The sequence below is a fragment of the Litchfieldella qijiaojingensis genome, from assembly GCF_014651875.1.
Taxonomy (GTDB): Bacteria; Pseudomonadota; Gammaproteobacteria; order Pseudomonadales; family Halomonadaceae; genus Litchfieldella; species Litchfieldella qijiaojingensis.
The window spans coordinates 289,605-313,234 of record NZ_BMXS01000003.1 but is presented as its reverse complement, the minus strand read 5'-3'; the positions used below and the strand labels follow the sequence as shown (position 1 = coordinate 313,234).

Genomic DNA, 23,630 nt, shown 5'->3' with positions numbered 1-23,630 from the left:
GCCGCTTCCGTGCAACCCCGAATCGCCCAAACGATCCGAAAAAGCCCAACGAAAACAGCCACTTCGGCCACTCACCACCGCCCGCAACGTTTGCCCGTCGCCGGCAGCGGATGCGTACTTTACGGATTCTTGCGCCCCTCTACAAGAATCTTTGACAAAAAAACTCGCCGAACGATCCATCAAGCAGTCGTTCAGCTAACACTCACTCGGGCGAAGCGCTTTTTTCCTGCCTGGATCACGTAGCTCTTGCCGGTTTCCAGCAGGTGATCGCGCTCGACCACCTGACCATCGACCTTGACCCGGCCATTGCCGAGCATGTCCTTGGCCTGAGCACTGTTCTTGGTCAACCCGCAGCGATTGAGCACGGCGGCGATGGGCGCGTGGGCACTACCTTCGAAATCGACACTGACCTCGGGCAGGTCTTCAGGAAGCTCGCCTTCGGTCAACAGGTTGCCGGCAGATTTGTGGGCATGGGCCGCAGCTTCCTCACCGTGGTAGCGACCGATCAGTTCACGGGCCAGGACCATCTTGATGTCGCGGGGGTTGGCACCCTGTTCAACATCACGCTTGAGGGCCCCGATCTCTTCATTGCCCTTGAGTGACAGCAACTCGAAGTAGCGCCACATCAGACTGTCAGGCATGGACACCAGCTTGTTGAACATGACGCCGGGAGCCTCGTCGACGCCGACATAGTTGCTCAGCGACTTGGACATCTTCTGCACGCCGTCCAGCCCTTCCAGTAAGGGCATGGTAATCACCACCTGCGGCTCCTGACCAAAGTGCTTCTGGATTTCGCGCCCCATCAGAAGGTTGAACTTCTGGTCGGTACCGCCCAACTCGACGTCCGCTTTGAGCGCGACCGAGTCATAGCCCTGCACCAGTGGGTAGAGGAACTCGTGGATAGAGATCGACTGCCCCGACCTGTAGCGCTTTTCAAAGTCGTCACGCTCCAGCATGCGCGCCACGGTACTCTGACCCGCCAATTCGATCATGTCGGCAGCACTCATGGCGGAGAACCACTCGGCGTTGAAGCGTACCTCAGTCTTGTTCGGGTCGAGGATCTTGAACACCTGCTCACGATAAGTCTGGGCATTGGCCCTGACTTCCTCTTCGGTGAGTGGCTTGCGAGTGACATTCTTGCCGGTCGGGTCACCAATGCGGCCGGTGAAGTCGCCAATCAGGAAGATAACCTCATGCCCCAACTCCTGGAACTGGCGCATCTTGGTCAGCAGAACACTATGCCCCAGGTGCAGGTCCGGTGCGGTGGGGTCGAAGCCGGCCTTGATGCGCAGCTTGCGGCCGGAGGCGAGCTTTCGCTCCAGCTCGTCTCCCAACAGGATTTCATGGGTGCCACGCTGCAACAGGGCCAGCGCGTTAGCGACATCGGTCATCGTACCCTTTCTCCACTCAAAGCGGTTTTGTCACCAAACGGATTCTCGATTGGGGCAAGATGGTAGCATGTCTTGTGCATAACGGTTGAGCGCCGACGGCGCCAGGGAGGGAAGCATGCCTTTGTTCATCGGCCTGATGTCAGGCACCAGCCTCGATGGCATTGATGCAGCTCTGGTGCGATGCGAGTCGTCACGCCCCCCTGAACTGCTGGCCACCCAAGCGATTGGCTTCCCCGATGAGTTGCGCGACCGGCTGCTTGCACTATGCCATGCCAAGCGGGCCGACTTTGCCGAACTGGCTACAGCGGAAGACAGTTTCTGTCGCCTGCAGGCCGAAGCCGTGGCCCGCCTGCTCGAGACCAGCGCCACATCGCGCGATAACATTGTTGCCATCGGCAGTCATGGTCAGACCATCGAACACGCGCCCTATGGGCATGCTCCTAGCGGCCCGGCCTACACTTATCAGCTCGACAACCCCAGTTTGCTCGCCGAGCTTACCGGCTGCCAAGTGGTGGCCGACTTTCGCCGTCGCGACTTGGCCGCCGGCGGCCAAGCCGCTCCTCTGGCCCCGGCTTTCCACAACGCCCTGTTTCGTGATCCAACCGAGTGGCGCCTAGTGCTCAACCTGGGAGGCTTTGCCAACCTGACGCTGTTGCCCCCGCAGAACAGGACAGCCGAGGTTCTTGGTTTCGACACCGGGCCAGCCAACGTGCTGTTGGATGCTTGGCATGGTCGCCATCGCGGCGGGCGCTTCGATGCGAATGGTGAGTGGGCAGCCTCTGGCCAAGTAGATCCCCCCCTGCTCGAATCGCTGATGCGCGAGCCGTTCTTTCATCAACCGCCGCCACGCAGCACCGGTCGTGAAGTGTTCCACCTACCTTGGTTAGAGCGCCACTTGAATGGCAATGAAGCACCACAGGATGTCCAGGCGACCCTGGCCGAACTGACAGCCACGAGTGTCGCCCTAGGGGTCGAAATGGCCAGAGAGCTGTGCCAGGCGCCTCCAGCCAGCAGCCTGATTCCTTGTGGTGGAGGGGCTCACAATGCCGACCTGCTGTCGCGCCTGGCATACCACTTGCCAGATACCGCCCTGGTACCCAGCGACGACTGGGGCTGGCCCGCCGACTGGCTGGAAGCGGGCGCCTTCGCCTGGCTGGCGTATCGCCGCCTGGCGGGCTTGTCCGGTAACCTCTCTTCGGTCACCGGAGCTTCGGGGCTTCGAGTGCTGGGAGGCATTTACGCGCCTTGAACTCTCTCAGAGGAGTCAGGACGGCTACACGCCCCTGGCCTTGGCCTGTGCGTCCTCACGCGACACCACGCCATCGCTGGCCAGGCGTGCCAGCGAGGCATCCAGAGTCTGCATGCCCAGGCTGCCACTGGTCTGAATGGTCGAATAGATCTGCGCCACCTTGTCCTCCCGAATCAGATTTCGCACCGCCGGGGTTGCCACCAGGATCTCGTGAGCGGCGACCCGCCCACCGCCGATACGCTTGAGCAGGACTTGGGAAATCACGCCTTGCAACGACTCGGAGAGCATCGAGCGCACCATGGCCTTTTCGTCGCCGGGGAATACATCGATGATGCGGTCGATGGTCTTGGCTGCCGAAGTGGTATGCAGGGTGCCGAATACCAGATGACCGGTTTCGGCCGCGGTCAGCGCCAGGCGAATGGTCTCCAAGTCACGCATTTCACCGACCAGGATCACGTCCGGATCCTCGCGCAGCGCACTGCGCAGTGCCGGGGCGAAACCACGAGTGTCGCGGTGCACTTCACGCTGACTTATCAAGCAACGCTTGCTGCGATGCACGAACTCCACAGGATCTTCGATGGTAAGGATGTGGTCGGAACGGGTCTCGTTGATGAAGTCGATCAGCGCCGCCAGGGTGGTACTCTTGCCCGAACCGGTAGGCCCAGTCACCAGCACCAACCCGCGCGGCAGAGACGTCAAGCGGCAAAAAGGGTCGCCCAGCCCCAGCTCCTCCATGGTCAGCACCTTGGAGGGAATGATACGGAAGACCGCGCCGGCCCCCCGTCCATGATTGAAGGCGTTGACACGAAAGCGTGCAATGCCGGGCACTTCGAAGGAGAAGTCGGCCTCGAGCCGTTCTTCATAGTCGCGGCGCTGACAGTCATCCATGATGTCGTGGATCAGCTTTCGAGCCTCACGATCCTCCATGACGGGCATATCGAGCCGGCGGATGTCACCATCGATGCGAATCATCGGTGGCAACCCCGCCGAGAGATGCAGATCGGAGGCGTTCTGCTTTGCCGAGAATGCCAGCAGTTCGGTAATATCCATGCGTTCCCTGCTCCCTACTAAGGTCGACTCAGTATGACAGAGGTTGAACTTTCCGAAACACTCGCCGCCGCACGCGCGCGCCTTGCCGCAGCCCTGCGCGATGCCGGGCGGGACGAGCATGCCGCGCAGTTGCTGGCCGTCAGCAAGACCAAGCCCGCGAGCATGATTCGCGAGGCCTATCGTCATGGTCAGCGCGATTTCGGGGAGAACTACCTGCAGGAGGCACTCCACAAGCAGGCAGAACTGGCCGATCTCACGGATATCGTGTGGCATTTCATCGGGCCTTTGCAGTCGAACAAGACCAGGTTCGTGGCCGAATGCTTCGACTGGGTCCACAGCATCGATCGCAAAAAGATCGCTCAGCGGCTGAGCGAACAACGCCCCGCTCATCTGCCGGCACTGAATGTCTGCCTGCAGGTCAATGTCAGTGGCGAAGCCAGCAAGTCGGGTGCCACGTTCGAGCAACTGGATGCATTAGCCTCGGCGGTAGTCGACATGCCACGACTTGCACTACGCGGCCTGATGGCGATTCCCGCCCCCGCCACGACCCTGGCCGAGCAGAGAATGCCGTTGGCTCGCTTGCGCCAAGCGCTGGAAACCTTGCGGGAACATTATCCCCAAGCGCCGCTCGATACCCTGTCGATGGGCATGAGCGATGACCTGGAAGCGGCTGTCGCCGAAGGTGCCACCTTGGTACGGTTGGGAACTGCCATCTTCGGGGCGCGCCAATAAACGACGGTTTCTGGCACACTTCATCATTCAAAGCCCAGGACGAGAGGACAATATGCATGGCTAGCCAAGTCACATTCATCGGAGCCGGCAATATGGCCAGCGCCATTTTCGGCGGCATGATCGAGAGCGGCTATCCACGAGAGGCGATTACCGCGACATCTCCGGGCGACGAGCACCTGGCCCCCCTGCGCAGCCGCTACGGCATTCATACCCAGACCGACAACCGTGCTGCCATAGCCAATGCCGATGTGGTGGTATTGGCGGTCAAGCCGCAAGTCATGCAAAGCGTCTGCACCGAGCTGCACGAGGTCATCCAGGCACGCAAGCCGCTGATCGTGTCGGTTGCCGCCGGCCTGCCTGCCGAGACGCTGGAGCATTGGTTGGGCGGGAGCCTGGCGGTGATCCGCTGCATGCCCAACACCCCTTCACTGGTGGGTGCGGGTGCCGCCGGCCTGTACGCCAACCCGCGCGTTTCAGCCGCCCAACGCGAACTGGCTACCACCCTGATGCAAGCCGTAGGCCTGGCTGAGTGGGTCGATGACGAAGCACAGTTGGAGGCAGTTACGGCAATCGCTGGCAGCGCTCCAGCCTATTTCTTCCTGATCTTCGAAGCCTTGGAGGCTGCCGGCATACGCTTGGGGCTACCTGCGGACACTGCCCGTCGACTCGCCCAGCAGACTGCCTATGGCGCTGCTCTCATGGCTCAACAGAGCGATCAGTCCCCGGATCAGCTCAAGCGCAATGTCATGTCGCCCGGTGGTACTACGGAACGTGCTATCCAGGTGCTCGAAGAGGCCGGCCTACGCCAGGCTTTCCTCGACGCCGCGGATGCCTGTGCCGAGCGCGCCCGCGAGATGGCCGACGAGCTCGGCAAACGTTAGCCCCATTCAGTCACGAGGAGCCCCCATGGGCAGTCAACTGGGAAGTGCCGGCTTATTGCTGGTCAACACACTGATCAATATCTACCTGCTGCTGCTGATGCTGCGTTTCCTCCTGCAGGCATCACGTGCGGATTACTACAACCCTATCAGTCAGTCGGTGGTCAGGATCACCCAGCCGGTGGTCCGCCCCTTTCAGGGGTTTTTACGTCCGATCGGTACCATCGATCTCGCTACCTTGGCCGCTGGCTTCCTGATCAAGGCCGTGAGCATCATCGTCATCCTGCAGATCGCCGGCTACGGGGTTCCCCCCATCGTCGGTGCAGCCATCGGTGCCGTGGCAGCACTGGCCAACGCTATCCTCAAGATCTATTTCTTCGCCCTGATCGCAATGATCATCCTGAGCTGGGTTGCGCCGCAGGCGAGTCACCCCGCGGCGCTACTGATCTTTCAACTGGTCGAACCGATCATGGCCCCGGTCCGTAAGGTGATCCCACCGCTTGGTATGATCGACCTATCGCCGATCGTGGTGTTCATCGCCATTAGCATCGTCGATGGTCTCGTAGTGGGCTCCCTGACCCGGGCCGCCGGTGTATCCGGTGCTCTGGTCGGCCTGTGAGTACCGCCATGACAACGACGGGAACAACAACATCCGTGAACAACGATAGCCCGATGCCCGAGCTCCCCTGCGATTCGGTCGGCCTGGTGGCGCCGCAGACGGCTCACTTCGACGAGCCACTACCATTGGCCTGTGGTAGAACACTACCGGCCTACGACCTGGTCTACGAGACCTATGGCAAGCTCAACGCCAGTCGCAGCAATGCCGTACTGATCTGCCATGCCCTGTCGGGACATCACCATGCTGCTGGCTATCATAGCCGCGAGGATCGCAAGCCCGGCTGGTGGAATGCCCATATCGGCCCCGGCAAGAGTATCGATACCGACCGCTTCTTCGTGGTGTCGCTGAACAATCTGGGAGGTTGTCACGGCAGCACCGGGCCCTGCGCCATCAATCCCAACACTGGACGCCAATGGGGTCCGGACTTCCCGATGATGACCGTCGGTGACTGGGTTCACAGTCAGGCCAGGCTGGCGGACCGCCTGGGCATCGATCGCTTCGCTGCCGTAGTCGGCGGTAGCCTCGGAGGCATGCAAGTCCTGCAGTGGACCCTGGCCTATCCGGAGCGTATCGCCAATGCCGTCGTCATCGCTGCCACTCCCAAGTTGTCGGCACAGAATATCGCCTTCAACGAAGTCGCACGCCAGGCGATTCGCTCCGACCCTGATTTCCATGAAGGTTGGTACGCCGAGCATGGCACGGTTCCCCGACGCGGCCTCAAGCTGGCACGCATGGTCGGCCATATCACTTATCTCTCCGAAGACGCCATGGGCACCAAGTTTGGCCGCGACTTGCGCAGCGACGATCTCAATTTCGGCTACGACGTCGAGTTCCAGGTCGAGTCCTATCTGCGCTATCAGGGCGACACCTTTTCGACCTCCTTCGACGCCAACACCTACCTGCTGATGACCAAGGCCCTGGACTATTTCGACCCGGCCGCCCCCCATGGCGGTGATCTGGCGGCAGCGGTAGCACCGGCAACTTGCCCGTTTCTCGTGGTCAGCTTCTCCACCGATTGGCGCTTCCCCCCCTTGCGCTCCCGCGAGCTGGTCGATGCACTGATCCGGGCCGGCAAACCAGTGAGTTATGCCTGTATCGACTCACCACATGGCCATGATGCCTTCCTCTTGCCGGAGCCCCGCTACCAGGCAGTATTCGCCAGTTTCATGGGTCGCGTAGCCCGCGACCTCGGCCTGGAGGACACTTGATGCGCGCCGATCTTGAACTCATCCACGACTGGGTGCCAGAAGGCGCCCATGTGCTCGACTTGGGCTGCGGCGACGGCACCCTGCTGGCAGCCTTGGCTCGCGACAAGAACGTCACCGGCTATGGCTTGGAGATCGACCCCGATGGCATCACCGCCTGCATCGCGCGCGGTGTCAATGTCATCGAGCAGAACCTCGATCAAGGCTTGGCAAACTTCGATGATAACGCCTGCGACCTGGTGATCATGACCCAGGCCTTGCAAGCTCTGCGCCGCCCTGACCGGATGCTCGACGAAATGGTGCGCGTGGCTGGCGAATGCATCATCACCTTCCCCAACTTTGCCTATTGGCGCCACCGCGCCTATCTGGGCTTCAAGGGTTACATGCCGGTATCCAAGTCGCTGCCTCACGCCTGGTACGACACTCCCAACATCCATCTCTCGACTTTCAACGATTTTGAACGCCTGTGCCGTGACAAGGGTCTGATCATCAGTGACCGTGCTGTGGGCAACGGCGACCACGAAGGTCACTGGAGCTCACGGTGGTGGCCTAACCTGTTCGGTGAAACGGCCATCTTCCGCGTCAGCCGCGGCCGGTAGTCGACAGGGGAACGTGGAAATAAATCGACGAGCGACTCGAGGAGGGGAGAAAACCATGGCCACAAGAAGCACCTTTCTCGCCTGGGGACTTGGCCTGTTGCTGATGCTGAGTGCGGGCCTGGTATCGGCACAGCAATTCGAGCAGGTGGGCAACTATCAGATTCACTACAGCGCGGTGAATACCAGCTTCCTACCCGCGGATGTCGCCGCAGCCTACGATATCCAACGCAGCCAAATACAGGCACTGCTCAACATTAGCGTGCGCGAGGAACTCGAGGATGGCTCGACCCGCCCGGTCAACGCCACGGTCAATGGCAACGTCGGCAATCTCGCCGGCCAACTCCAGAGCCTGTCATTTCGCACCGTACGTGACGATGACGCCATCTATCATCTGGCGACCTTCCGGATCCAGGAAGACGAACCGATGCGCTTCAACCTCAATGTGACTTACGACCGCAACCAGGAGCCGGCAAGCATCAACTTCGTCCAGCGCTTCTACATTGACCGCTGATCGTGAGCCACGCGCTCACGCAGTGCCTCACAGGGGTCACCTCGTTCGACGGGGAGCGTGAACCAGGCCAGGTCATAGGGTGGCACGCCATCGACACCGGCAGGCAATGCCGAACGCCAGTCGTTCTGGCCTGGCGCCAACTCGACGCAGGCCAGCGAGAGAGGTGCCACGTCGCTATGTAGTGCCACTCCGATGTCACGACGTGCATGGCCGCTACCGCAGATCAAAACCGCCACGGGCGGTAACGCCGCCAATGCCGCAGCCATGGCCTTGTCACGGGCCACCTGGGCGGCCAGCATCCCATCAAGCCGATTCTCGGGGAGTAGATGACAATGGCCCTCGATCAAGATCCGGCGGTGGACGGCAGCCACCGCCGGGGGCAATGCCGGTGCCTGGTTGGTAGCTACGAGTTCCTTGATAGCCTGGCGCCCAATGTTGGCTGCACGCGGCACCAGCCCCAGTTCGAGTACTCGTCGCACTATCGGGCCATAGGCTTGCCAGTTCCACCCTTCGTTCCATTGCAGCAACTTGCGTAAATCAGCCTCAGGCAGCGCCAGCAGCTCGGCGGCCGAGTAGCTCTCCAGCCGCGCCTGCTGGCTGGGGTCGAGCATCTCCATCGCTACCCCGCCTAATTGCCCGCGGCTTGCCAGCCGGTCGATCAACCAGCGTTCCAGCCGATGGTGCTCGGGATTGTCGTGCCGCTCACCAACGATCACCCCACGAGCCTCAAACAATCGCGCCATCAGAGCCCGCTCACTCAGCCAGATACCGCCTCGCAGGTCGCGCACGCGCCCCTGCGGACGCACTGCTTCGATCTCGGCCTCGGCAGCGGGTATCATGCCCAACGCCGCCAGGGCGACGAATCCCTTGAGACACTCGCGTCGACGCATGACCAGACCTCCCTGACGACATGGATGGCGCGCGGCGTTATGTCGCGATGCCCAGAACCTGCCCTACCTGGCGGGTCAGCGATACCGGCAATCGTCGGGCCAGCCGAATGGCTCGTGGCATGCCCCCCTTGAACTCGAGCCGGCATCCGTAAGCCAGCACCTCGACACCTCGAGCCGCAACCTCCCGCAGCGTCTGGGCATAGGCAAGGTCGAGGTGGGCCGCGGGCGCCACATCCGAGATGCCGGTGTGCGCCACGCAGAACAGCAGGACTGCCCGCTGCCCCTGCTCGGCCAATTCGGCTAAGCTTTCCAAGTGTTTGCGTCCCCGTTCGCTGACGGCGTCAGGAAAGTAGCCATGGCCATCGGCCTCCTTGAGGGTCACCTGCTTGACCTCCACGAAGGCACTGGCACAGCCGGGCCGATCGAGGCGAAAATCCAGTCGCGCGCCCGTGACCTTCACTTCGCGCCGGTATTCAGCGTAACCCTGCAGTTCCTCGACCACGCCAGTGCACAGCGCTTCCTCGACGATGGCATTGGCACGCCCAGTCTGCACCGAGGCCAGGGCGGTCGCACCATCGTCCTGGGGAAGCTCGATCAGTTCCCAGGTCCAGGCCAGCTTGCGCTTGGGGTTGTCGCTCGGTGATAGCCATACCCGGCAGCCGGGCACATTGACCGCACGCATCGAGCCGGTATTAGGACAATGCGCCACCACCTGCGAACCGTCACTGAGCTCGACATCGGCCAAAAAGCGCTTGTAACGGCGCCGCAAGATGCCCGGCACCAGGGTAGGGTATTCCATGGGACTCCTCGCTATTGCCGGGCCAGGAAGCGCTCGAGGCGACTCATGGCCTCCTCGAGACGCGCCACGTCGTTGGTGAAAGCGATACGCACATGGCACTCACCACCGTGCACGGCGAAATCGATCCCCGGGGTGATGGCGACGTTCTCTTCTTCCAGGAGACGCCGACAGAATGCCTGACTGTCATGGCTATAGCGCGAAATATCCAACCATGCATAGAACGCACCCTGAGGAGGCACGGAAGGAGCCAGTTCCAGCCGTTGCAACCCCGCCAGCAGGACATCGCGACGCCGCTGCAGTTCCCTTCTGCGCCTCTCGAGCTCCTCCCGACACTCCGGAGTGAAGGCCGCCAAGGCAGCATGCTGAGACGGTGTCGGTGCGGCCAGGAAAACATTCTGTGCCAGGCGGGTAAGTGGTTCGACGGCGGCCTGGGGCGCAACCAGCCACCCCAGACGCCAGCCGGTCATGCCGAAGTACTTCGAAAAGCTGTTGACCACGAATGCTTCGGGTGCAACGGTTGCTGCCGATAATGGCTCGATGTCATAGGTCAGCCCCTGATAGATCTCGTCGACCAGCAAATGACCGCTTTGCTGCCTTACTGTGTCGGCTACCGCAGCAAGTTGTGCTTTATCAAGCATATGCCCCGTGGGATTCGAGGGCGTCGCCAGCATTGCCAGACGCGTCGTCGGCTGCCAATGAGCGGCGATCAGGGCGGCATCAAGTTGCCAGCCGCTATCCGGCCCCACCGGCACCGTATCCAGCTCCGCATCGGCCAAGGCCATGAAATGCCGATTGCAGGGATAGGTGGGGTCCGCCATCAGCACTCGATCGCCGCGCTGCACCAGCAACTGGCTAGCCAACAGCAGTGCCCCGGAAGCCCCGGGGGTGACGATGATCCGGCCTGGGTCGATGTCGGCATCGAAGTGGCTCGCGTAATGTCCGGCGATCGCCTCGCGCAGCGCCGGGAGACCGGCGGTAGGCGTGTATCGCGTGTGTCCATTGGTCAAGGCTTGCCGGCCCGCCGCCACTATCGCCTCGGGCGTGGCGAAATCGGGCTCGCCGACTTCCAGATGGATGACATCGTGGCCCGCGGCTTCGCGTGCCTGCGCCTCTTCCAGCAGGCTCATTACACGAAAGCCCTCGACACGCTCGACTCGCGAACTGAAACGCATTTCCTGCTCCTGATGGCTGTATGACGACAAGGCAGCCTCGTTGCGGCACCCTAGAGGAACTTTTGCGGTCAAAGACGACATTGTACCCGCTTCGCATGTCCTGCTTCAGCTCAAACATGTATTTCAGCAGTTGCAATGTGGGCGTTTTTTCGCTAAATAAGCAGGGCTCTGGGCGGGTGAGGCCGCGCCCACATCAGGTCACCACGAATCACCTCACATCGCGCGATTCGCTGATGATCGGAAACGGCCGGGCATCGGCCCCAGTCACTTGTAAGTAATGAGGCAGCCCCATGCCAGTAGCAGAACAGAAGACGGAAGCGCCTAAGAAATTCACCCCGTACGAGCCGGCGCCGGGTGAAGAGTACATGAACGAGAAGCAGTTGGAGCACTTCCGACAGATCCTGCTGGGCTGGAAACAGGAGTTGATGGAAGAGGTGGACCGTACGGTTCGCCACTTGCAGGAAGACGCCAACAACTATGCCGACCCAGCGGATCGGGCCACCCAGGAAGAGGGCTTCAGCCTCGAACTGCGGACCCGCGATCGCGAGCGCAAGCTGCTCAAGAAGATCAACGAAACCATCGACAAGATCGACGAAGAAGACTACGGCTTCTGTGAGGCCTGTGGTGTCGAGATCGGCATTCGCCGTCTCGAGGCTCGCCCCACTGCCACTCTGTGCGTCGACTGCAAGACGCTGGCCGAACTCAAGGAAAAACAGCTCGGCGGATAAAAGGCCAGCATCATGCAGCCCCTTCCTCCCCGACTGCGCAACGGGCACCTCAGGGTGCCCGTTCGCGTATGCTTCTCCATGTACTCGAACTGCTTATGAGTCACTATCGCGGTCGTTTCGCTCCTACACCGTCAGGCCCGCTTCACTTCGGCTCGCTGGTCGCGGCACTGGGCAGCTTCCTCGACGCTCGGCATGCCGGCGGCCAGTGGCTGTTGCGCATCGAGGATATCGACCCACCTCGCTGCCCACCAGGCGCCAGCGACACCATCCTGCGCCAGCTCGAGGCCTTTGGGCTGACCTGGGACGGGCCGGTGCATTATCAGCACGACCGGAGCGACTCCTATCAACAGGCGCTCTCGTGCCTGGGCAAGCTCGGCTTGGTCTACCCTTGCAGTTGTTCGCGCCGGGAATGGCGAGAGCATCCTATCTATCCCGGGTGGTGTCGTGACGGCGCACAAGCGCCACACAAATCCCAGGCTTGGCGGTTACGCAGCGACCTGGGACTGCGTCCGGTCATCTGGCACGACCGCCTCTTGGGCGAACAGGCCTTCGATCCGGCTGAACTCGGCGATACGATCCTCAAGCGCAAGGACGGTCTCTGGGCCTATCAACTGGCAGTCGTGGTCGATGACGCCGATCAAGGTATCAGCGACGTGGTCCGTGGCGCCGATTTGCTCGACAACACGCCCTGGCAGCGACAGCTTCAAAAGGCCCTCGGTCTTCCCGAGCCACGTTACCTGCACCTGCCATTGATCGTCGGTCGCGATGGCAAGAAGCTGTCCAAGCAGAACTTGGCTCCGGCACTGCCCTGCGATGACGACCAGGTACGACCACTGCTGTATCGTGCTCTGCGTGCGCTCGACCAGCCGGTAGAGAAATCGCAACAGCAGGCACCCGTCGCCGAGCAACTCGCAGCCGCCATCGAGAGGTGGGACAGTACACGGCTGCAACCAGTCACACAGCGAGACTGTTAAACTCGGAGTATTCAAGCGCGCAAGGACTCCCATGTACGTCTACCGCATCATGCTGTTTCTGGTGTTCGGCGGTTATCTGCTGTCGCCGCTGCTGATGAGCGGCTGGTCGAGCCCCGAAACGGCCTGGTATCGCCCCTTCGTGATCTGGGGGGTGCTGATCGCTCTGTCGATCTGGCTGGAGCAGAAAAGGAAACTGGATGAACGCTAGTCTGGGTGGCGTCTTCCTCCTCGGCGCCGGCTACCTGGCTCTCTTGTTCGCCTGCGCACTAGCGGTCGAACGTGGTTGGATCCCGCTTCGCCTCGTGCGCCATCCCGCCGTCTACACGCTGGCACTGGGCGTCTATGCCAGCGCCTGGGCAATCTACGGCAGCCTCGAACTGGCCAGTCAGGTTGGCTACGGTTACCTGGCCTACTACCTCGGCGTAGCTGGGGCCTTTCTGCTGGCGCCTGTGTTGTTGCTGCCGATCCAGCGCATGACGCGCACCTACCAGCTCTCCTCGCTCGCCGACCTGTTTGCGTTTCGTTTTCGTTCGCGCTGGGTCGGCACCCTGGTGACCCTGGTCAGCGCCCTGGCCGTGCTGCCACTGCTGGCCCTGCAGGTGCAAACCATGGGCGATGCCATCCACCTGATGACCGGTGCCGCCTCCCCAAGCATGTTGGCACTGGTCTTCTGCGCGCTGATCGCGTTGTTCACGATTCTGTTCGGAGCCCGGCACACGCGCCTGCACGCCCGCCATGACACGCTGCTGGCCACCATTGCCCTGGACTCCCTGGTCAAGCTGGCCGCCATGCTGATCCTTGGAGCGGTGGCCTTGTTCGGGATCTTCGATGGCCCCGCCGATTTGCAGGCCTGGCTCGACGGGCCGGGGTTGGCACGCCAAGCGGAGGTGACTCATCTAGACCCTGGGCAGTGGCGCACCTTGTTGCTACTGTTTTTTGCTGCGGCCTTCCTGATGCCGCACATGTTTCATATGACCTTTGCCGAGACGCTATCGAGACGCGCCCTGCTCCAGGCCGGCTGGAGTCTACCGCTGTTCCTGCTGCTGATGGCCCTCCCAGTACCACTGATCCTGTGGGGGGCACAGCGCATCGGTGCCGATGAGTCAGGACTCGGCGCTGCTTATCTGGCCTTCGGACTGTCCGACACCTGGTGGGTCGACACCTTGGCTTTCCTTGCCGGGCTTGCCGCGGCCAGCGGTACCCTGATCATCATATCGCTGGCTCTCTCGGGAATGATCCTCAATCATCTGGTACTCGTGGCCCACCCTCCAGCGTACCAGCCGGACCTCTATCGCTGGTTGCGTTGGCTACGCCGGGCGCTGATCGCCGCCGTCGTCTTCGGTGGCTGGCTGTTCTACCGTACCGTCGGTGTCCATCATGACCTGACCACCCTTGGCCTGGCGTCGTTCGTCGGCATGGCGCAATGCCTGCCAGGCATGCTGGCCGTGCTCTACTGGCCCGGTGCCAACCGCAAGGGCATGGTCGCCGGCCTGCTGATGGGCGTTCTGATCTGGCTGCTGGGCCTGTGGCTTCCTTTGCTTACCGGCATGCCGGCACTGGTAGTCATCCCCCCGGGGTTGGAGGCTCTCCAAGGCGCCCCGGTGTGGTACGCCGTCGCACTGGAAGCCCTGGCGGCAAACATCCTGACCTTCATCCTCGTGTCACTGGCGACGCGCACCTCCGAAGGAGAACGCGCGGCTGCCGAGGCATGCTCGGTGGACGCGGTGATTCGTCCCAAACGTCTGCCGCTGATGGCCAGCAGTGGCGAGGATTTCAAGCATCATTTGGCCGAAGCCTTGGGCGAAGAGGTTGCCAACCGGGAAGTGGATCGCGCTCTGGGCGCACTGCACATGTCACCACACGACGGCCGACCCTATGCCTTGCGTCGCCTGCGCGACCGGATTCAGGCCAACCTCTCGGGGCTGATGGGCCCCTCGGTGGCTCAGGACATCGTCGACAGATTCCTGCCCTACCGCCGTGACGGCCAGGCCGCGACCGACGATATCCACTTCGTCGAGAGCCGGCTGGAGGCCTATCGTTCCCGGCTCACCGGGTTGGCACGCGAGCTCGATGGCCTGCGTCGCTACCATCGTCGCACTCTGGCCCAATTGCCCATCGGGCTGTGCGCCTTCGGCGACGATGGCGAGCTTTTGATGTGGAACGATGCCCTGGCCGAACTCAGCGGCATCGACGGAGCCAGTGTGATCGGCTCCCGGCGCAATAGCCTGCCGGCACCTTGGGCCGAACTGCTGGGACGCGTCCTCGCCGGACCACACAGCCACCTTTACAAGCAACCGGTGGAGCTGGCCAAGGGGCAACGCTACCTCACCCTACACAAGGCCGTGCTGAGCAATGGCGATGAGGAACGCGGTGGCACCGTGATCCTGATCGAGGACCACAGCGAGATGAAATGGCTGGAAGACGAGCTGGTACATGCTGCTCGGCTGGCCTCGATCGGCCAACTGGCTGCCGGTGTCGCCCACGAGATCGGCAACCCCATCACCGGCATCTCCTCGTTGGCCCAGAATCTGCGCTACGACACCGACGACCCCGATCTTCTGGAAACCGCCGATCAGATCCAGCAACTCACCGACCGCGTCTCACGTATCGTCGGCTCGCTGGTCGGCTTCGCACATGGCGGCCGACATGTGCATGGCACGACCTTCGCACCGGTCACGCTGCACCACGTCACCGAAGAGGCCTTGCACTTGATTCACTTGGCACGCTCGGGTCAGGATGTAGTCTATCGTAACCAGTGTCCGCCCGACCTGACGGTCGAAGGCGATGCCCAGCGCTTGATCCAGGTGCTGGTCAACTTGTTGAGCAACGCCCGAGATGCCAGCCCGGAAGGGGGAGAAGTCGTCGTTGCCGCTGAACCGGAAGGCCGGGGTGTCTCGCTGACAGTGACCGACGAGGGGCCAGGTATCGATGCCCGGGTTCGCGATCACCTTTTCGAGCCCTTCACCACGACCAAGGCCCCGGGAGAGGGCACTGGCTTGGGCCTGCCACTGGTCTACAGCATCATTGCCGAGCATCACGGGCAGATTCATATCGACTCACCGCCACTCGGGCGGGAACGCGGCACCCGCATCTACATGTGGCTGCCCACGACTAGAGAGGACGGCGAAAACCGCGATGAGCCGGATTCTGATCGTTGAAGACGAAGCCATCATCCGCAGCGCCCTCAAGCGACTGCTCGAGCGTCATGACTACCAGGTCAGCGAGGCCGGTTCGGTCGCCGAAGCCGAAACCCTCGACCCCCAACGTTTCGACCTGGTGATCAGCGACTTGCGATTGCCCGGTGAGGCAGGCACCGCCATGATCGAGCGTGCCGCGCCTACGCCGGTATTGATCATGACCAGCTATGCCAGCATGCGCTCAGCGGTGGATGCCTTGAAGCAAGGTGCAGTGGACTATATCGCCAAGCCCTTCGATCACGATGAATTGCTCGACACCGTGGCCAAGACTCTGGCGCAGTACGGTCATAAGGCTAGCCCCAAGGGCGAAACGCCTCCTGCTGCCACCGCTCAAACCATGATCGGCGACTGCCCGGCCATGGAGACTGTCTATACCCGTATCCGCAAGACCGCCCCGGCCGATGTGACGGTACTGATCCAAGGCGAATCCGGTACCGGCAAGGAGCTGGTCGCACGCGCCATCCACTACCAGAGCCAGCGCGCTCGTGCGCCGTTGATCTGCGTCAACTGCGCTGCCATCCCCGAGACACTGATCGAGTCCGAACTGTTCGGCCACGAAAAGGGCGCCTTCACCGGTGCCAGTGCCGCTCGCACAGGCCTGGTGGAGGCCGCCGATGGCGGCACCCTGTTCCTCGACGAAATCGGCGAACTGCCCTTGGACGCCCAGGCTCGCCTGCTGCGCGTTCTGCAGGAAGGTGAGATTCGCAAGATTGGCTCGGTGGAGACCCGGCACGTGAATATCCGACTGATCGCCGCCACCCATCGCGACTTGCGTGCGCTCTCGAAGAGCGGAGAGTTCCGCCTCGATCTCTATTACCGTCTCAACGTGATGCAGATCGACTTGCCACCGCTACGCGAGCGCGAGGATGACATCCTCAAACTGGCCGATGTACTATTGGAGAGTGCCTGTCGCCGCCACGCCAGAGAAGGCCTCAAGCTTTCTCGTGCCGCACGCCGCGAGATCCGTGATTACCCCTGGCCCGGCAACGTCCGCGAGTTGGAAAACGCCCTCGAACGGGGCGTGATCCTCGCCGAGGGTCACCTGATTCATCCCGATGACCTGGGCCTGCGCCCTCAAGCCCCCCTCCGACCAACACCTCCCACACCCCATCCTCGCAGCGTAGCCAGCACGCAGGACGATCCCCCCAGCGAGGAGGACCTGTCGCTGGAAGACTATTTCCAGCACTTCGTCCTCGAGCACCAGGACCAAATGAGCGAGACAGAGCTGGCTCAGAAATTGGGGATCAGTCGCAAGTGCTTGTGGGAGCGCCGCCAGCGGCTCGGCATCCCTCGCAAGAAGGGCGCTCGTAGCCGTGCAGGCTAACCAGCCCACGGACAACCCGACCATGGTCTAAGTGCCCGGGAGCCAGTCTCTCGGGCATCTTTTTGTGGCCAACACAGGCCTTGGCGCACCAGTTGTTACCATCTCACACAGTAACTGCCCCGCGATGGCTCAAAGGAGGTAACACACCGGTCCCCCATATCAGAGGGAACTCAAGAGAAAAAACACAAACAATTGAAAAAAAAGGACTTTATCAGGCGTGGCACAAGGTCTGCTATACCTATACCAAGAAAAACAAACATCCGGACGCCATCGGCCACCTCCAACAACAACAAGGTGACACCATGGCGCTGCCCCGGCTTCAGAACAAAAACAAAGCCACCGGGGGATCCAGATGGGGCGATGCGCAAGGCGCGAACAACAACAACGCCGCACCGCCCAGCTTCGACTGCCACAAGAACAACACGGTCGAAGATCCGGAAACGACTCAGGACGCGACGCATCCCGAGCGGGCAACAACAAGAACAGGCCCGTCAGAGATGCATCCTCGGCAACAACAACAACATGCCGAGGGGAGGTAGATACCCTACCGTCGTGGTTGGATTATTGTTTTGAATACGAGACGGTCGCCTTCGGGAAGATCGACAACAACAAGAATGCTGATTGCCTGATCACTTCTTGGTGACTGTGGTGCGTATTCAGGGCGATGCGCCATCACGAAGAAAAATCAACAGCATGGATTGCTGGATGCATGCTTGTAGGGGAGGCCATCTGGCCTCCCCTTTCTGCATCTGGCCCTTGCCTTCCACTCTCTCGTGCGCGCTAACGGTTACACAGCGGTTCCCAAGGTGTCGGCGGTCGGCTACACTTGGTGTTTTACAGCATAGCGAGTCGATATCGCTGCATGTTCAAAGGATTTACCCGCTTTCTCCAACGCCCCGGTGAACGATTGAAGACACTTCTCGGCAGCCAGGATGGCCCCGGTGACGGACCCGGCCTTCGCATCATCCCCCGTGAGGATCATCCCGTTTCACGCAAGCTGTTCAGTGAAGCAGCCCTGAAGGTACTCTATCGTCTGCATAACGCAGGCTTCGAGGCCTATTTGGTCGGCGGTTGCATCCGCGACTCGCTACTCGGCAAGGCCCCCAAGGACTTCGATGTCGCCACCAATGCCACCCCGGAGCAACTGCGAGATCTGTTTCGCAACTCGCGCATCATCGGCCGCCGCTTCCGCATCGTGCATGTGCGTTTCGGCCGCGAAGTCATCGAGGTCACCACCTTTCGTGGCAAACCGGGCGACGATCACGGCGAGCACATTGCACACCAATCCGAACATGGTTTGCTGCTGCGCGACAACGTCTGGGGCAACATCGAAGAAGACGCTCTGCGCCGCGACTTCACCGTCAACGCTCTCTACTACAACATCGCCGACTTCTCGATTCACGACTGGGCCGACGGCGTGCGCGACATCGAGTCCCGCACCCTGCGTCTGATCGGCGACCCAGAGACTCGCTACCGCGAAGACCCGGTGCGCATGTTGCGTGCCATCCGCTTCGCCACCAAACTCGGCTTCCGGCTCGACGCCGACACCGAGGCTCCGATTCGCGAGTTGGCTCCGCTGCTGTTGCAGATTCCACCAGCACGGCTGTTCGACGAGGTTCTCAAGCTATTCCTGGCTGGCCATGCCGTCGATACTTTCCATGCCTTGCGCGATTATGGTCTCTTCGCGATGCTGTTTCCCGAAGCCTATGAGGCCATGGCGGAACTCCCCTGGGCCGAGTCTCTGATCGAACGAGCCCTGGACAATACCGATACGCGCATCCGCGAAGAGCGGCCGGTGACGCCAGCCTTCCTCTTCGCCGCCCTGCTATGGCCCGGCGTGGCGCGGCGCATGGACGATATTCAAGCTGAAGGCATGCCTCCCATCCCCGCTCTACAAGCCGCCTCGCAACAAGCCGTGTCACGCCAGTTGCAGCACATCTCGATCCCCAAGCGCTTCAGCCTGCCGATGCGCGACATCTGGGACCTGCAACTACGCCTGCCCAAGCGTCGCGGCAAACGCGCCATACAGACGCGAGAGCATCCGCGTTTTCGAGCCGCCTACGACTTCCTGCTATTACGCGAGGAAGCCGGCGAGATCGATCCAGGCCTTGGCCAATGGTGGAATGCCTTCCAGAACGCCGATGATCATGAACAGCATCGCATGCTGGGCAAGCTGGACGGCAGCGACCCTTCGGGCGCAGATAACGGTCGCAAGCGCCGCCCACGCAAGCGTCGGCGTCGTACCTCGTCATCCATGGGACACCATGACTAGCCGCTACCACCGCGCCTACATCGGCTTGGGCAGCAATCTCGATTCACCTAGCGATCAGGTCGAACGCGCCTTGATGGCACTGGATCGATTGCCACTGAGCCAGCTGGTTGCCCGCTCGAGCCTGTACGCCAGCCGACCGGTTGGCCCTCAGGACCAGCCCGATTTCGTCAATGCCGTCGCCGCGCTCGACACCCGGCTATCGCCGCTGGCACTACTCGACCAACTTCAGGCTTTGGAACAGCGCCATGGCCGCCAGCGTCTGCGTCACTGGGGGCCCCGCACGCTGGATCTCGACCTGCTACTCTACGACGACTCCCATATCGATACCCCCCGCTTGCGCGTTCCCCATCCGCGGATGGTCGACCGCGGCTTCGTGCTGGTGCCCTTGGCCGAAGTGGCGCCGACATTGCGTCTACCCGATGGACGTGACATCGCCAGCCTGGCGCGGGACCATCCACAGGACGACTTGCGGGTGCTGTTACCCTAAAGGTAGAGTTGCCCGAAATTTGTTACCGATCCACACTTCCTTGCGTCAGCGGTAACAACCCATGTAACAGTTCGGGCCAGCCATGGCGGCTTCGGAGCCAATCCGAAATGCCGTCCGTATGAGAACGACGAGATCGAACGCCTATGAAAACGGTCACCTTGAGCACGCTACAAGCCTGCAAGCGCGCCGGCGAAACGTTCAGTTGCCTGACCGCCTACGATGCCACCTTCGCCCGTGCGGCAAGCGATGCGGGTATAGAGGTCCTGCTGGTCGGCGACTCCTTGGGGATGGTACTGCAGGGCCATGACAGCACCCTGCCCGTCACGCTGGACGACATCTGCTACCACACTCGCTGTGTAGCGCGCGGCAAGGGCACGAGCCTGCTGATGGTCGACCTGCCGTTCATGAGCAATGCCAGCCAGGAACGCCTGCTGCTGGATGCCGGCGAGCTGATGCGAGCAGGGGCAGAGCTGGTCAAGGTGGAAGGCGAAGCCTGGATGGCTGACGGCATTCGCGAGCTGACGCGTCGAGGAGTGCCGGTATGCGCTCATTTGGGCCTGACACCGCAGTCTGTCTATCAGTTCGGAGGCTACAAGGTCCAGGGTCGCGAGGCTGAACGTGCCGAGCAAATCGTCGCCGATGCACGTACCCTGGTTGACGCTGGCGCCTCAGTGATCCTGCTCGAATGCGTACCGGCCAGCCTTGGCCGCGCGGTGCGCGAGGCGGTATCGGTCCCGGTGATCGGCATCGGCGCGGGCCCGGATGTCGATGGCCAGATCCTGGTAATGCACGATGTACTGGGCGTCACACATGGCCGCACCCCGCGTTTCGTCAAGAACTTCCTCGCCGAGGCCAGCGATATTCCGGGGGCGTTCCGCCGCTACCATGAAGACGTCAAGGCCCGGCGCTTTCCCGCCGAGGAGCACTGCTTCTGATGCGAACGATCTACGATATCGCCGAACTCCGTCAGGCTCTCGATGGGCCCAAGCGTCAAGGACAGTGCATTGCCCTGGTCCCCACCATGGGCAACTTGCACGCTGGACACTTGGCCCTGGTTGAGTCGGCCCGGGCCCGAGCTGATCTTGTGGTGGCCACCATCTTCGTCAACCCTTTGCAATTCGGGCCGGACGAGGATCTCGACAACTATCCGCGCACCTTGGCTGCGGACCAAGCCGGCCTGCAAGCGGCCGGCTGTGACCTGTTGTTCACTCCGGATACCGCCACCCTTTACCCTCGTGGACTCGACGTCCAGACCCATGTCAGGGTTAGTGGTGTGAGCGAGGGGTTGTGTGGCGGCAGTCGCCCCGGCCATTTCGACGGCGTGGCAACCATCGTCACCATGCTGTTCAATCTGGTCCAGCCCGATGTGGCCTGCTTCGGCGAGAAGGACTACCAGCAGTTAGCGGTGATTCGTCAATTGGTGGCCGACTTGCATTTCCCCATCGAGATCGTCGGCGTACCCATCGTACGTGCCGACGATGGCTTGGCGCTGTCCTCCCGCAATGGCTATCTCAACGCCGAGGAGCGTGGCAAGGCCCCTGGCCTGTACCGTACCTTGTGCGAAGTACGGGATGCCCTGGAGGACGGCCACCCCCCTCAGCAGGCCATCGATGCCGCTCTGACACGCCTTGTCGAGCGCGGTTTCAAGCCCGACTATCTCGAAGTGCGCCGTGCCCACGACCTGGCACCGCTCGATGAATCGAGCCGTGAAGCGGTGATTCTCGTCGCCGCCCACCTGGGGCCGGCGCGCCTGATCGATAACCTGTCCGTCAGCCTGCCGCGCTAGTGCGGTGGAACGAAGAAAGGAAAACCAACGCCATGCATACCATCATGCTCAAGGCCAAGTTGCATATGGCCCGCGTCACCCATGCCGTTCTCAACTACGAAGGGTCCTGCGCCATCGACGGCGACCTGCTCGACATGGCGGGAATCCGCGAGAATGAACAGATCCAGATCTATAACGTAGAGAATGGTCAGCGCTTCACCACTTATGCCATTCGCGGCGAAGAAGGCTCGAAGATCATTTCCGTCAACGGTGCAGCGGCTCATCTAGCTAGTGTCGGCGACCGGGTGATCATTTGCAGTTACGCCCACTACAGCGAGGCCGAGCTGGACGACCACCAACCGGCGCTGGTCTATCTTCAGGAAGGCAACACGGTAAGCCATACCAGTAATGCGATTCCTGTCCAGCTTGCCTGACGACGCTCCTGGTACGAAAACCACTGATTGAGAGCATGCCGAATTACCGGCATGTCATCGATTTGGCGTTGCCGCGGTGCACAAAACTCTCCTATGCTAGGAGGTCCATAGATCAGTATCGAGGAGTCTCTTATGCAAGATGTGGTGATTGTCGCGGCTCGCCGCACCGCTATTGGCACCTTCGGCGGGTCGCTCGCCGGTATTCCCGCCAGTGACTTGGGGGCACTCGTCATCAAGGACATCCTCGAGCGTACCGGCGTCGCCAGTGACCAGGTCGATGAGGTGCTGCTCGGCCAGGTGCTGACCGCAGGTGTTGGGCAGAACCCGGCACGCCAGGCCGCTATCAAGGCCGGCCTTCCCGACGCCGTTCCCGCCATGACCATCAACAAGGTGTGTGGCTCCGGGCTGAAGGCCTTGCACCTGGCTACCCAAGCGATTCGCTGCGGTGACGCCGAGCTGATCCTCGCCGGCGGTCAGGAGAACATGTCGCTCGCGCCGCACGTGCTGCCCAACTCACGCACCGGCCAGCGCATGGGAGATTGGAAGGCATTGGACTCCATGGTGCATGACGGCCTGTGGGACAGCTTCAACAACTATCACATGGGGATCACCGCCGAGAACCTGGCCGAGAAGTACGGCATCACCCGCGAGGCGATGGACGAATTCGCCGCCGCTTCACAGCAGAAGGCCAGCGCCGCCATCGAGAGCGGCAGGTTCAAGGACCAGATCGTTCCTGTGGAAATTCCGCAGCGCAAGGGTGATCCGCTGGTATTCGACACCGACGAGGGGCCGCGCGCCGGGACCACCGCAGAGAAGCTGGCCGGCATGAAACCTGCCTTCAAGAAAGACGGTAGCGTTACCGCCGGCAACGCCTCCTCGATCAACGACGGCGCTGCCGTGGTCATGCTCTGCTCCGCCGAGAAGGCCAAGGCCCTGGGCCTCGAGCCGCTGGCGCGGATTGCAGCTTATTCCAACGCTGCTGTCGACCCGGCAATCATGGGTATCGGTCCGGCCCCGGCCACGCGCCGCTGCCTGGAGAAGGCCGGCTGGAGCCTGGACGATCTTGACCTTGTCGAGGCCAACGAAGCCTTCGCCGCCCAGGCGCTGGCGGTGAATAAGGAACTCGGCTGGGATACCGATAAGATCAACGTCAATGGCGGCGCCATCGCCTTGGGCCACCCCATCGGCGCCTCCGGCTGCCGTATCCTGGTGACCTTGCTGTACGAAATGATCGCCCGCGATGCCAAGAAAGGTCTGGCCACCTTGTGCATCGGTGGTGGGCAAGGAGTTGCGCTAGCCATCGAACGCTGAGCTCGAAGCTCGAAGCTCGAAGCTCGAAGCTCGAAGCTCGAAG

The 23,630-nt window shown here is 61.7% G+C and carries 24 protein-coding genes; 19 read left to right on the top strand and 5 right to left on the bottom strand.

Features of this window, described 5'->3' with window-relative positions:
* Nucleotides 1–191: 191 nt before the first annotated feature.
* Nucleotides 192–1,391 (bottom strand): tyrosine--tRNA ligase, encoded by a 1,200-nt coding sequence (tyrS, locus tag IE093_RS05615; protein WP_189466989.1) that lies wholly within the window; start codon nucleotides 1,389–1,391, stop codon nucleotides 192–194.
* A 115-nt stretch (nucleotides 1,392–1,506) separates the two neighbouring features.
* Here tyrS and IE093_RS05610 point away from each other — a divergent pair, with 115 nt between their 5' ends.
* Nucleotides 1,507–2,640 carry an anhydro-N-acetylmuramic acid kinase gene (locus IE093_RS05610; protein ID WP_189466988.1) on the top strand — a complete coding sequence of 378 codons (1,134 nt, stop codon included), beginning with the start codon at nucleotides 1,507–1,509 and terminating at the stop codon, nucleotides 2,638–2,640.
* A gap of 24 nt (nucleotides 2,641–2,664) precedes the next feature.
* On the opposite strand, the gene IE093_RS05605 is transcribed toward IE093_RS05610, so the two are convergent.
* Nucleotides 2,665–3,690: a type IV pilus twitching motility protein PilT gene (locus IE093_RS05605; protein ID WP_189466986.1), complete on the bottom strand. Its 1,026-nt coding sequence runs from the start codon at nucleotides 3,688–3,690 to the stop codon at nucleotides 2,665–2,667.
* Between the two features lie 33 nt (nucleotides 3,691–3,723).
* On the opposite strand from IE093_RS05605, the gene IE093_RS05600 reads away from it, so the two are divergent.
* From IE093_RS05600 to IE093_RS05575, 6 genes are read left to right on the top strand one after another with little or no spacing between them, the layout of a single operon-like run.
* A complete protein-coding gene (locus IE093_RS05600; RefSeq protein WP_189466984.1) occupies nucleotides 3,724–4,422 on the top strand; it encodes a YggS family pyridoxal phosphate-dependent enzyme in 699 nt (232 codons plus the stop codon).
* Between the two features lie 56 nt (nucleotides 4,423–4,478).
* Entirely contained in the window at nucleotides 4,479–5,303 is an 825-nt protein-coding gene (gene proC / locus IE093_RS05595; RefSeq protein ID WP_189466982.1) for a pyrroline-5-carboxylate reductase, read from the top strand.
* A gap of 25 nt (nucleotides 5,304–5,328) precedes the next feature.
* Nucleotides 5,329–5,919 carry a YggT family protein gene (locus IE093_RS05590; protein WP_189466980.1) on the top strand — a complete coding sequence of 197 codons (591 nt, stop codon included), beginning with the start codon at nucleotides 5,329–5,331 and terminating at the stop codon, nucleotides 5,917–5,919.
* Nucleotides 5,920–5,972: 53 nt separating this feature from the next.
* A complete protein-coding gene (gene metX / locus IE093_RS05585; RefSeq protein ID WP_189466978.1) occupies nucleotides 5,973–7,127 on the top strand; it encodes a homoserine O-succinyltransferase MetX in 1,155 nt (384 codons plus the stop codon).
* Nucleotides 7,127–7,723: a methionine biosynthesis protein MetW gene (gene metW, locus IE093_RS05580; RefSeq protein ID WP_189466976.1), complete on the top strand. Its 597-nt coding sequence runs from the start codon at nucleotides 7,127–7,129 to the stop codon at nucleotides 7,721–7,723. Before metX ends, metW begins: the two co-directional genes overlap by 1 nt.
* Before the next feature lie 55 nt (nucleotides 7,724–7,778).
* Nucleotides 7,779–8,234 (top strand): DUF4426 domain-containing protein, encoded by a 456-nt coding sequence (locus IE093_RS05575; RefSeq protein ID WP_189466974.1) that lies wholly within the window; start codon nucleotides 7,779–7,781, stop codon nucleotides 8,232–8,234.
* On the opposite strand, the gene IE093_RS05570 is transcribed toward IE093_RS05575, so the two are convergent.
* Genes IE093_RS05570 through IE093_RS05560 form a run of 3 tightly spaced genes read right to left on the bottom strand, consistent with a single transcriptional unit; the run spans nucleotide 8,219 to nucleotide 11,095 of the window.
* Nucleotides 8,219–9,124: a ChaN family lipoprotein gene (locus tag IE093_RS05570; RefSeq protein ID WP_189466972.1), complete on the bottom strand. Its 906-nt coding sequence runs from the start codon at nucleotides 9,122–9,124 to the stop codon at nucleotides 8,219–8,221. The two genes, IE093_RS05575 and IE093_RS05570, sit on opposite strands and share 16 nt — an antisense overlap.
* Nucleotides 9,125–9,161: 37 nt before the next feature.
* On the bottom strand, nucleotides 9,162–9,923 hold the full coding sequence (sfsA, locus tag IE093_RS05565; protein ID WP_189466970.1) for a DNA/RNA nuclease SfsA: 762 nt from the start codon (nucleotides 9,921–9,923) through the stop codon (nucleotides 9,162–9,164).
* Nucleotides 9,924–9,934: 11 nt separating this feature from the next.
* The gene (locus tag IE093_RS05560; protein WP_189466968.1) at nucleotides 9,935–11,095 is read right to left on the bottom strand and encodes an aminotransferase class I/II-fold pyridoxal phosphate-dependent enzyme; all 1,161 of its coding nucleotides are present in this window, start codon (nucleotides 11,093–11,095) and stop codon (nucleotides 9,935–9,937) included.
* 290 nt (nucleotides 11,096–11,385) lie between these two features.
* Here IE093_RS05560 and dksA point away from each other — a divergent pair, with 290 nt between their 5' ends.
* From dksA to IE093_RS05500, 12 genes are all read left to right on the top strand, one after another.
* Nucleotides 11,386–11,823 (top strand): RNA polymerase-binding protein DksA, encoded by a 438-nt coding sequence (gene dksA, locus IE093_RS05555; RefSeq protein WP_016419052.1) that lies wholly within the window; start codon nucleotides 11,386–11,388, stop codon nucleotides 11,821–11,823.
* Between the two features lie 95 nt (nucleotides 11,824–11,918).
* The gene (gene gluQRS, locus IE093_RS05550) at nucleotides 11,919–12,797 is read left to right on the top strand and encodes a tRNA glutamyl-Q(34) synthetase GluQRS (RefSeq protein WP_189466967.1); all 879 of its coding nucleotides are present in this window, start codon (nucleotides 11,919–11,921) and stop codon (nucleotides 12,795–12,797) included.
* A 31-nt stretch (nucleotides 12,798–12,828) separates the two neighbouring features.
* On the top strand, nucleotides 12,829–13,005 hold the full coding sequence (locus tag IE093_RS05545) for a hypothetical protein (protein WP_189466965.1): 177 nt from the start codon (nucleotides 12,829–12,831) through the stop codon (nucleotides 13,003–13,005).
* Nucleotides 12,995–15,955 carry an ATP-binding protein gene (locus IE093_RS05540; RefSeq protein ID WP_189466963.1) on the top strand — a complete coding sequence of 987 codons (2,961 nt, stop codon included), beginning with the start codon at nucleotides 12,995–12,997 and terminating at the stop codon, nucleotides 15,953–15,955. The genes IE093_RS05545 and IE093_RS05540 overlap by 11 nt, the downstream gene beginning before the upstream one ends.
* Nucleotides 15,933–17,318, top strand: coding sequence for a sigma-54-dependent transcriptional regulator (locus IE093_RS05535; protein ID WP_189466961.1), 1,386 nt, complete (start codon nucleotides 15,933–15,935; stop codon nucleotides 17,316–17,318). Before IE093_RS05540 ends, IE093_RS05535 begins: the two co-directional genes overlap by 23 nt.
* Nucleotides 17,319–17,398: 80 nt before the next feature.
* The gene (locus IE093_RS05530) at nucleotides 17,399–17,857 is read left to right on the top strand and encodes a hypothetical protein (RefSeq protein WP_189466959.1); all 459 of its coding nucleotides are present in this window, start codon (nucleotides 17,399–17,401) and stop codon (nucleotides 17,855–17,857) included.
* 323 nt (nucleotides 17,858–18,180) lie between these two features.
* Nucleotides 18,181–19,590, top strand: coding sequence for a polynucleotide adenylyltransferase PcnB (gene pcnB, locus IE093_RS05525; protein ID WP_189466957.1), 1,410 nt, complete (start codon nucleotides 18,181–18,183; stop codon nucleotides 19,588–19,590).
* The gene (gene folK / locus IE093_RS05520) at nucleotides 19,583–20,077 is read left to right on the top strand and encodes a 2-amino-4-hydroxy-6-hydroxymethyldihydropteridine diphosphokinase (protein WP_189466955.1); all 495 of its coding nucleotides are present in this window, start codon (nucleotides 19,583–19,585) and stop codon (nucleotides 20,075–20,077) included. The genes pcnB and folK overlap by 8 nt, the downstream gene beginning before the upstream one ends.
* Before the next feature lie 143 nt (nucleotides 20,078–20,220).
* Nucleotides 20,221–21,012 (top strand): 3-methyl-2-oxobutanoate hydroxymethyltransferase, encoded by a 792-nt coding sequence (gene panB, locus IE093_RS05515; protein ID WP_189466953.1) that lies wholly within the window; start codon nucleotides 20,221–20,223, stop codon nucleotides 21,010–21,012.
* Nucleotides 21,012–21,863, top strand: coding sequence for a pantoate--beta-alanine ligase (gene panC / locus IE093_RS05510; RefSeq protein WP_189466950.1), 852 nt, complete (start codon nucleotides 21,012–21,014; stop codon nucleotides 21,861–21,863). Before panB ends, panC begins: the two co-directional genes overlap by 1 nt.
* A gap of 32 nt (nucleotides 21,864–21,895) precedes the next feature.
* Nucleotides 21,896–22,276: an aspartate 1-decarboxylase gene (gene panD, locus IE093_RS05505; RefSeq protein ID WP_189466948.1), complete on the top strand. Its 381-nt coding sequence runs from the start codon at nucleotides 21,896–21,898 to the stop codon at nucleotides 22,274–22,276.
* Nucleotides 22,277–22,408: 132 nt separating this feature from the next.
* Nucleotides 22,409–23,587, top strand: a complete 1,179-nt coding sequence (locus tag IE093_RS05500) for an acetyl-CoA C-acetyltransferase (protein ID WP_189466946.1) — start codon at nucleotides 22,409–22,411, stop codon at nucleotides 23,585–23,587.
* Nucleotides 23,588–23,630 lie beyond the last annotated feature (43 nt).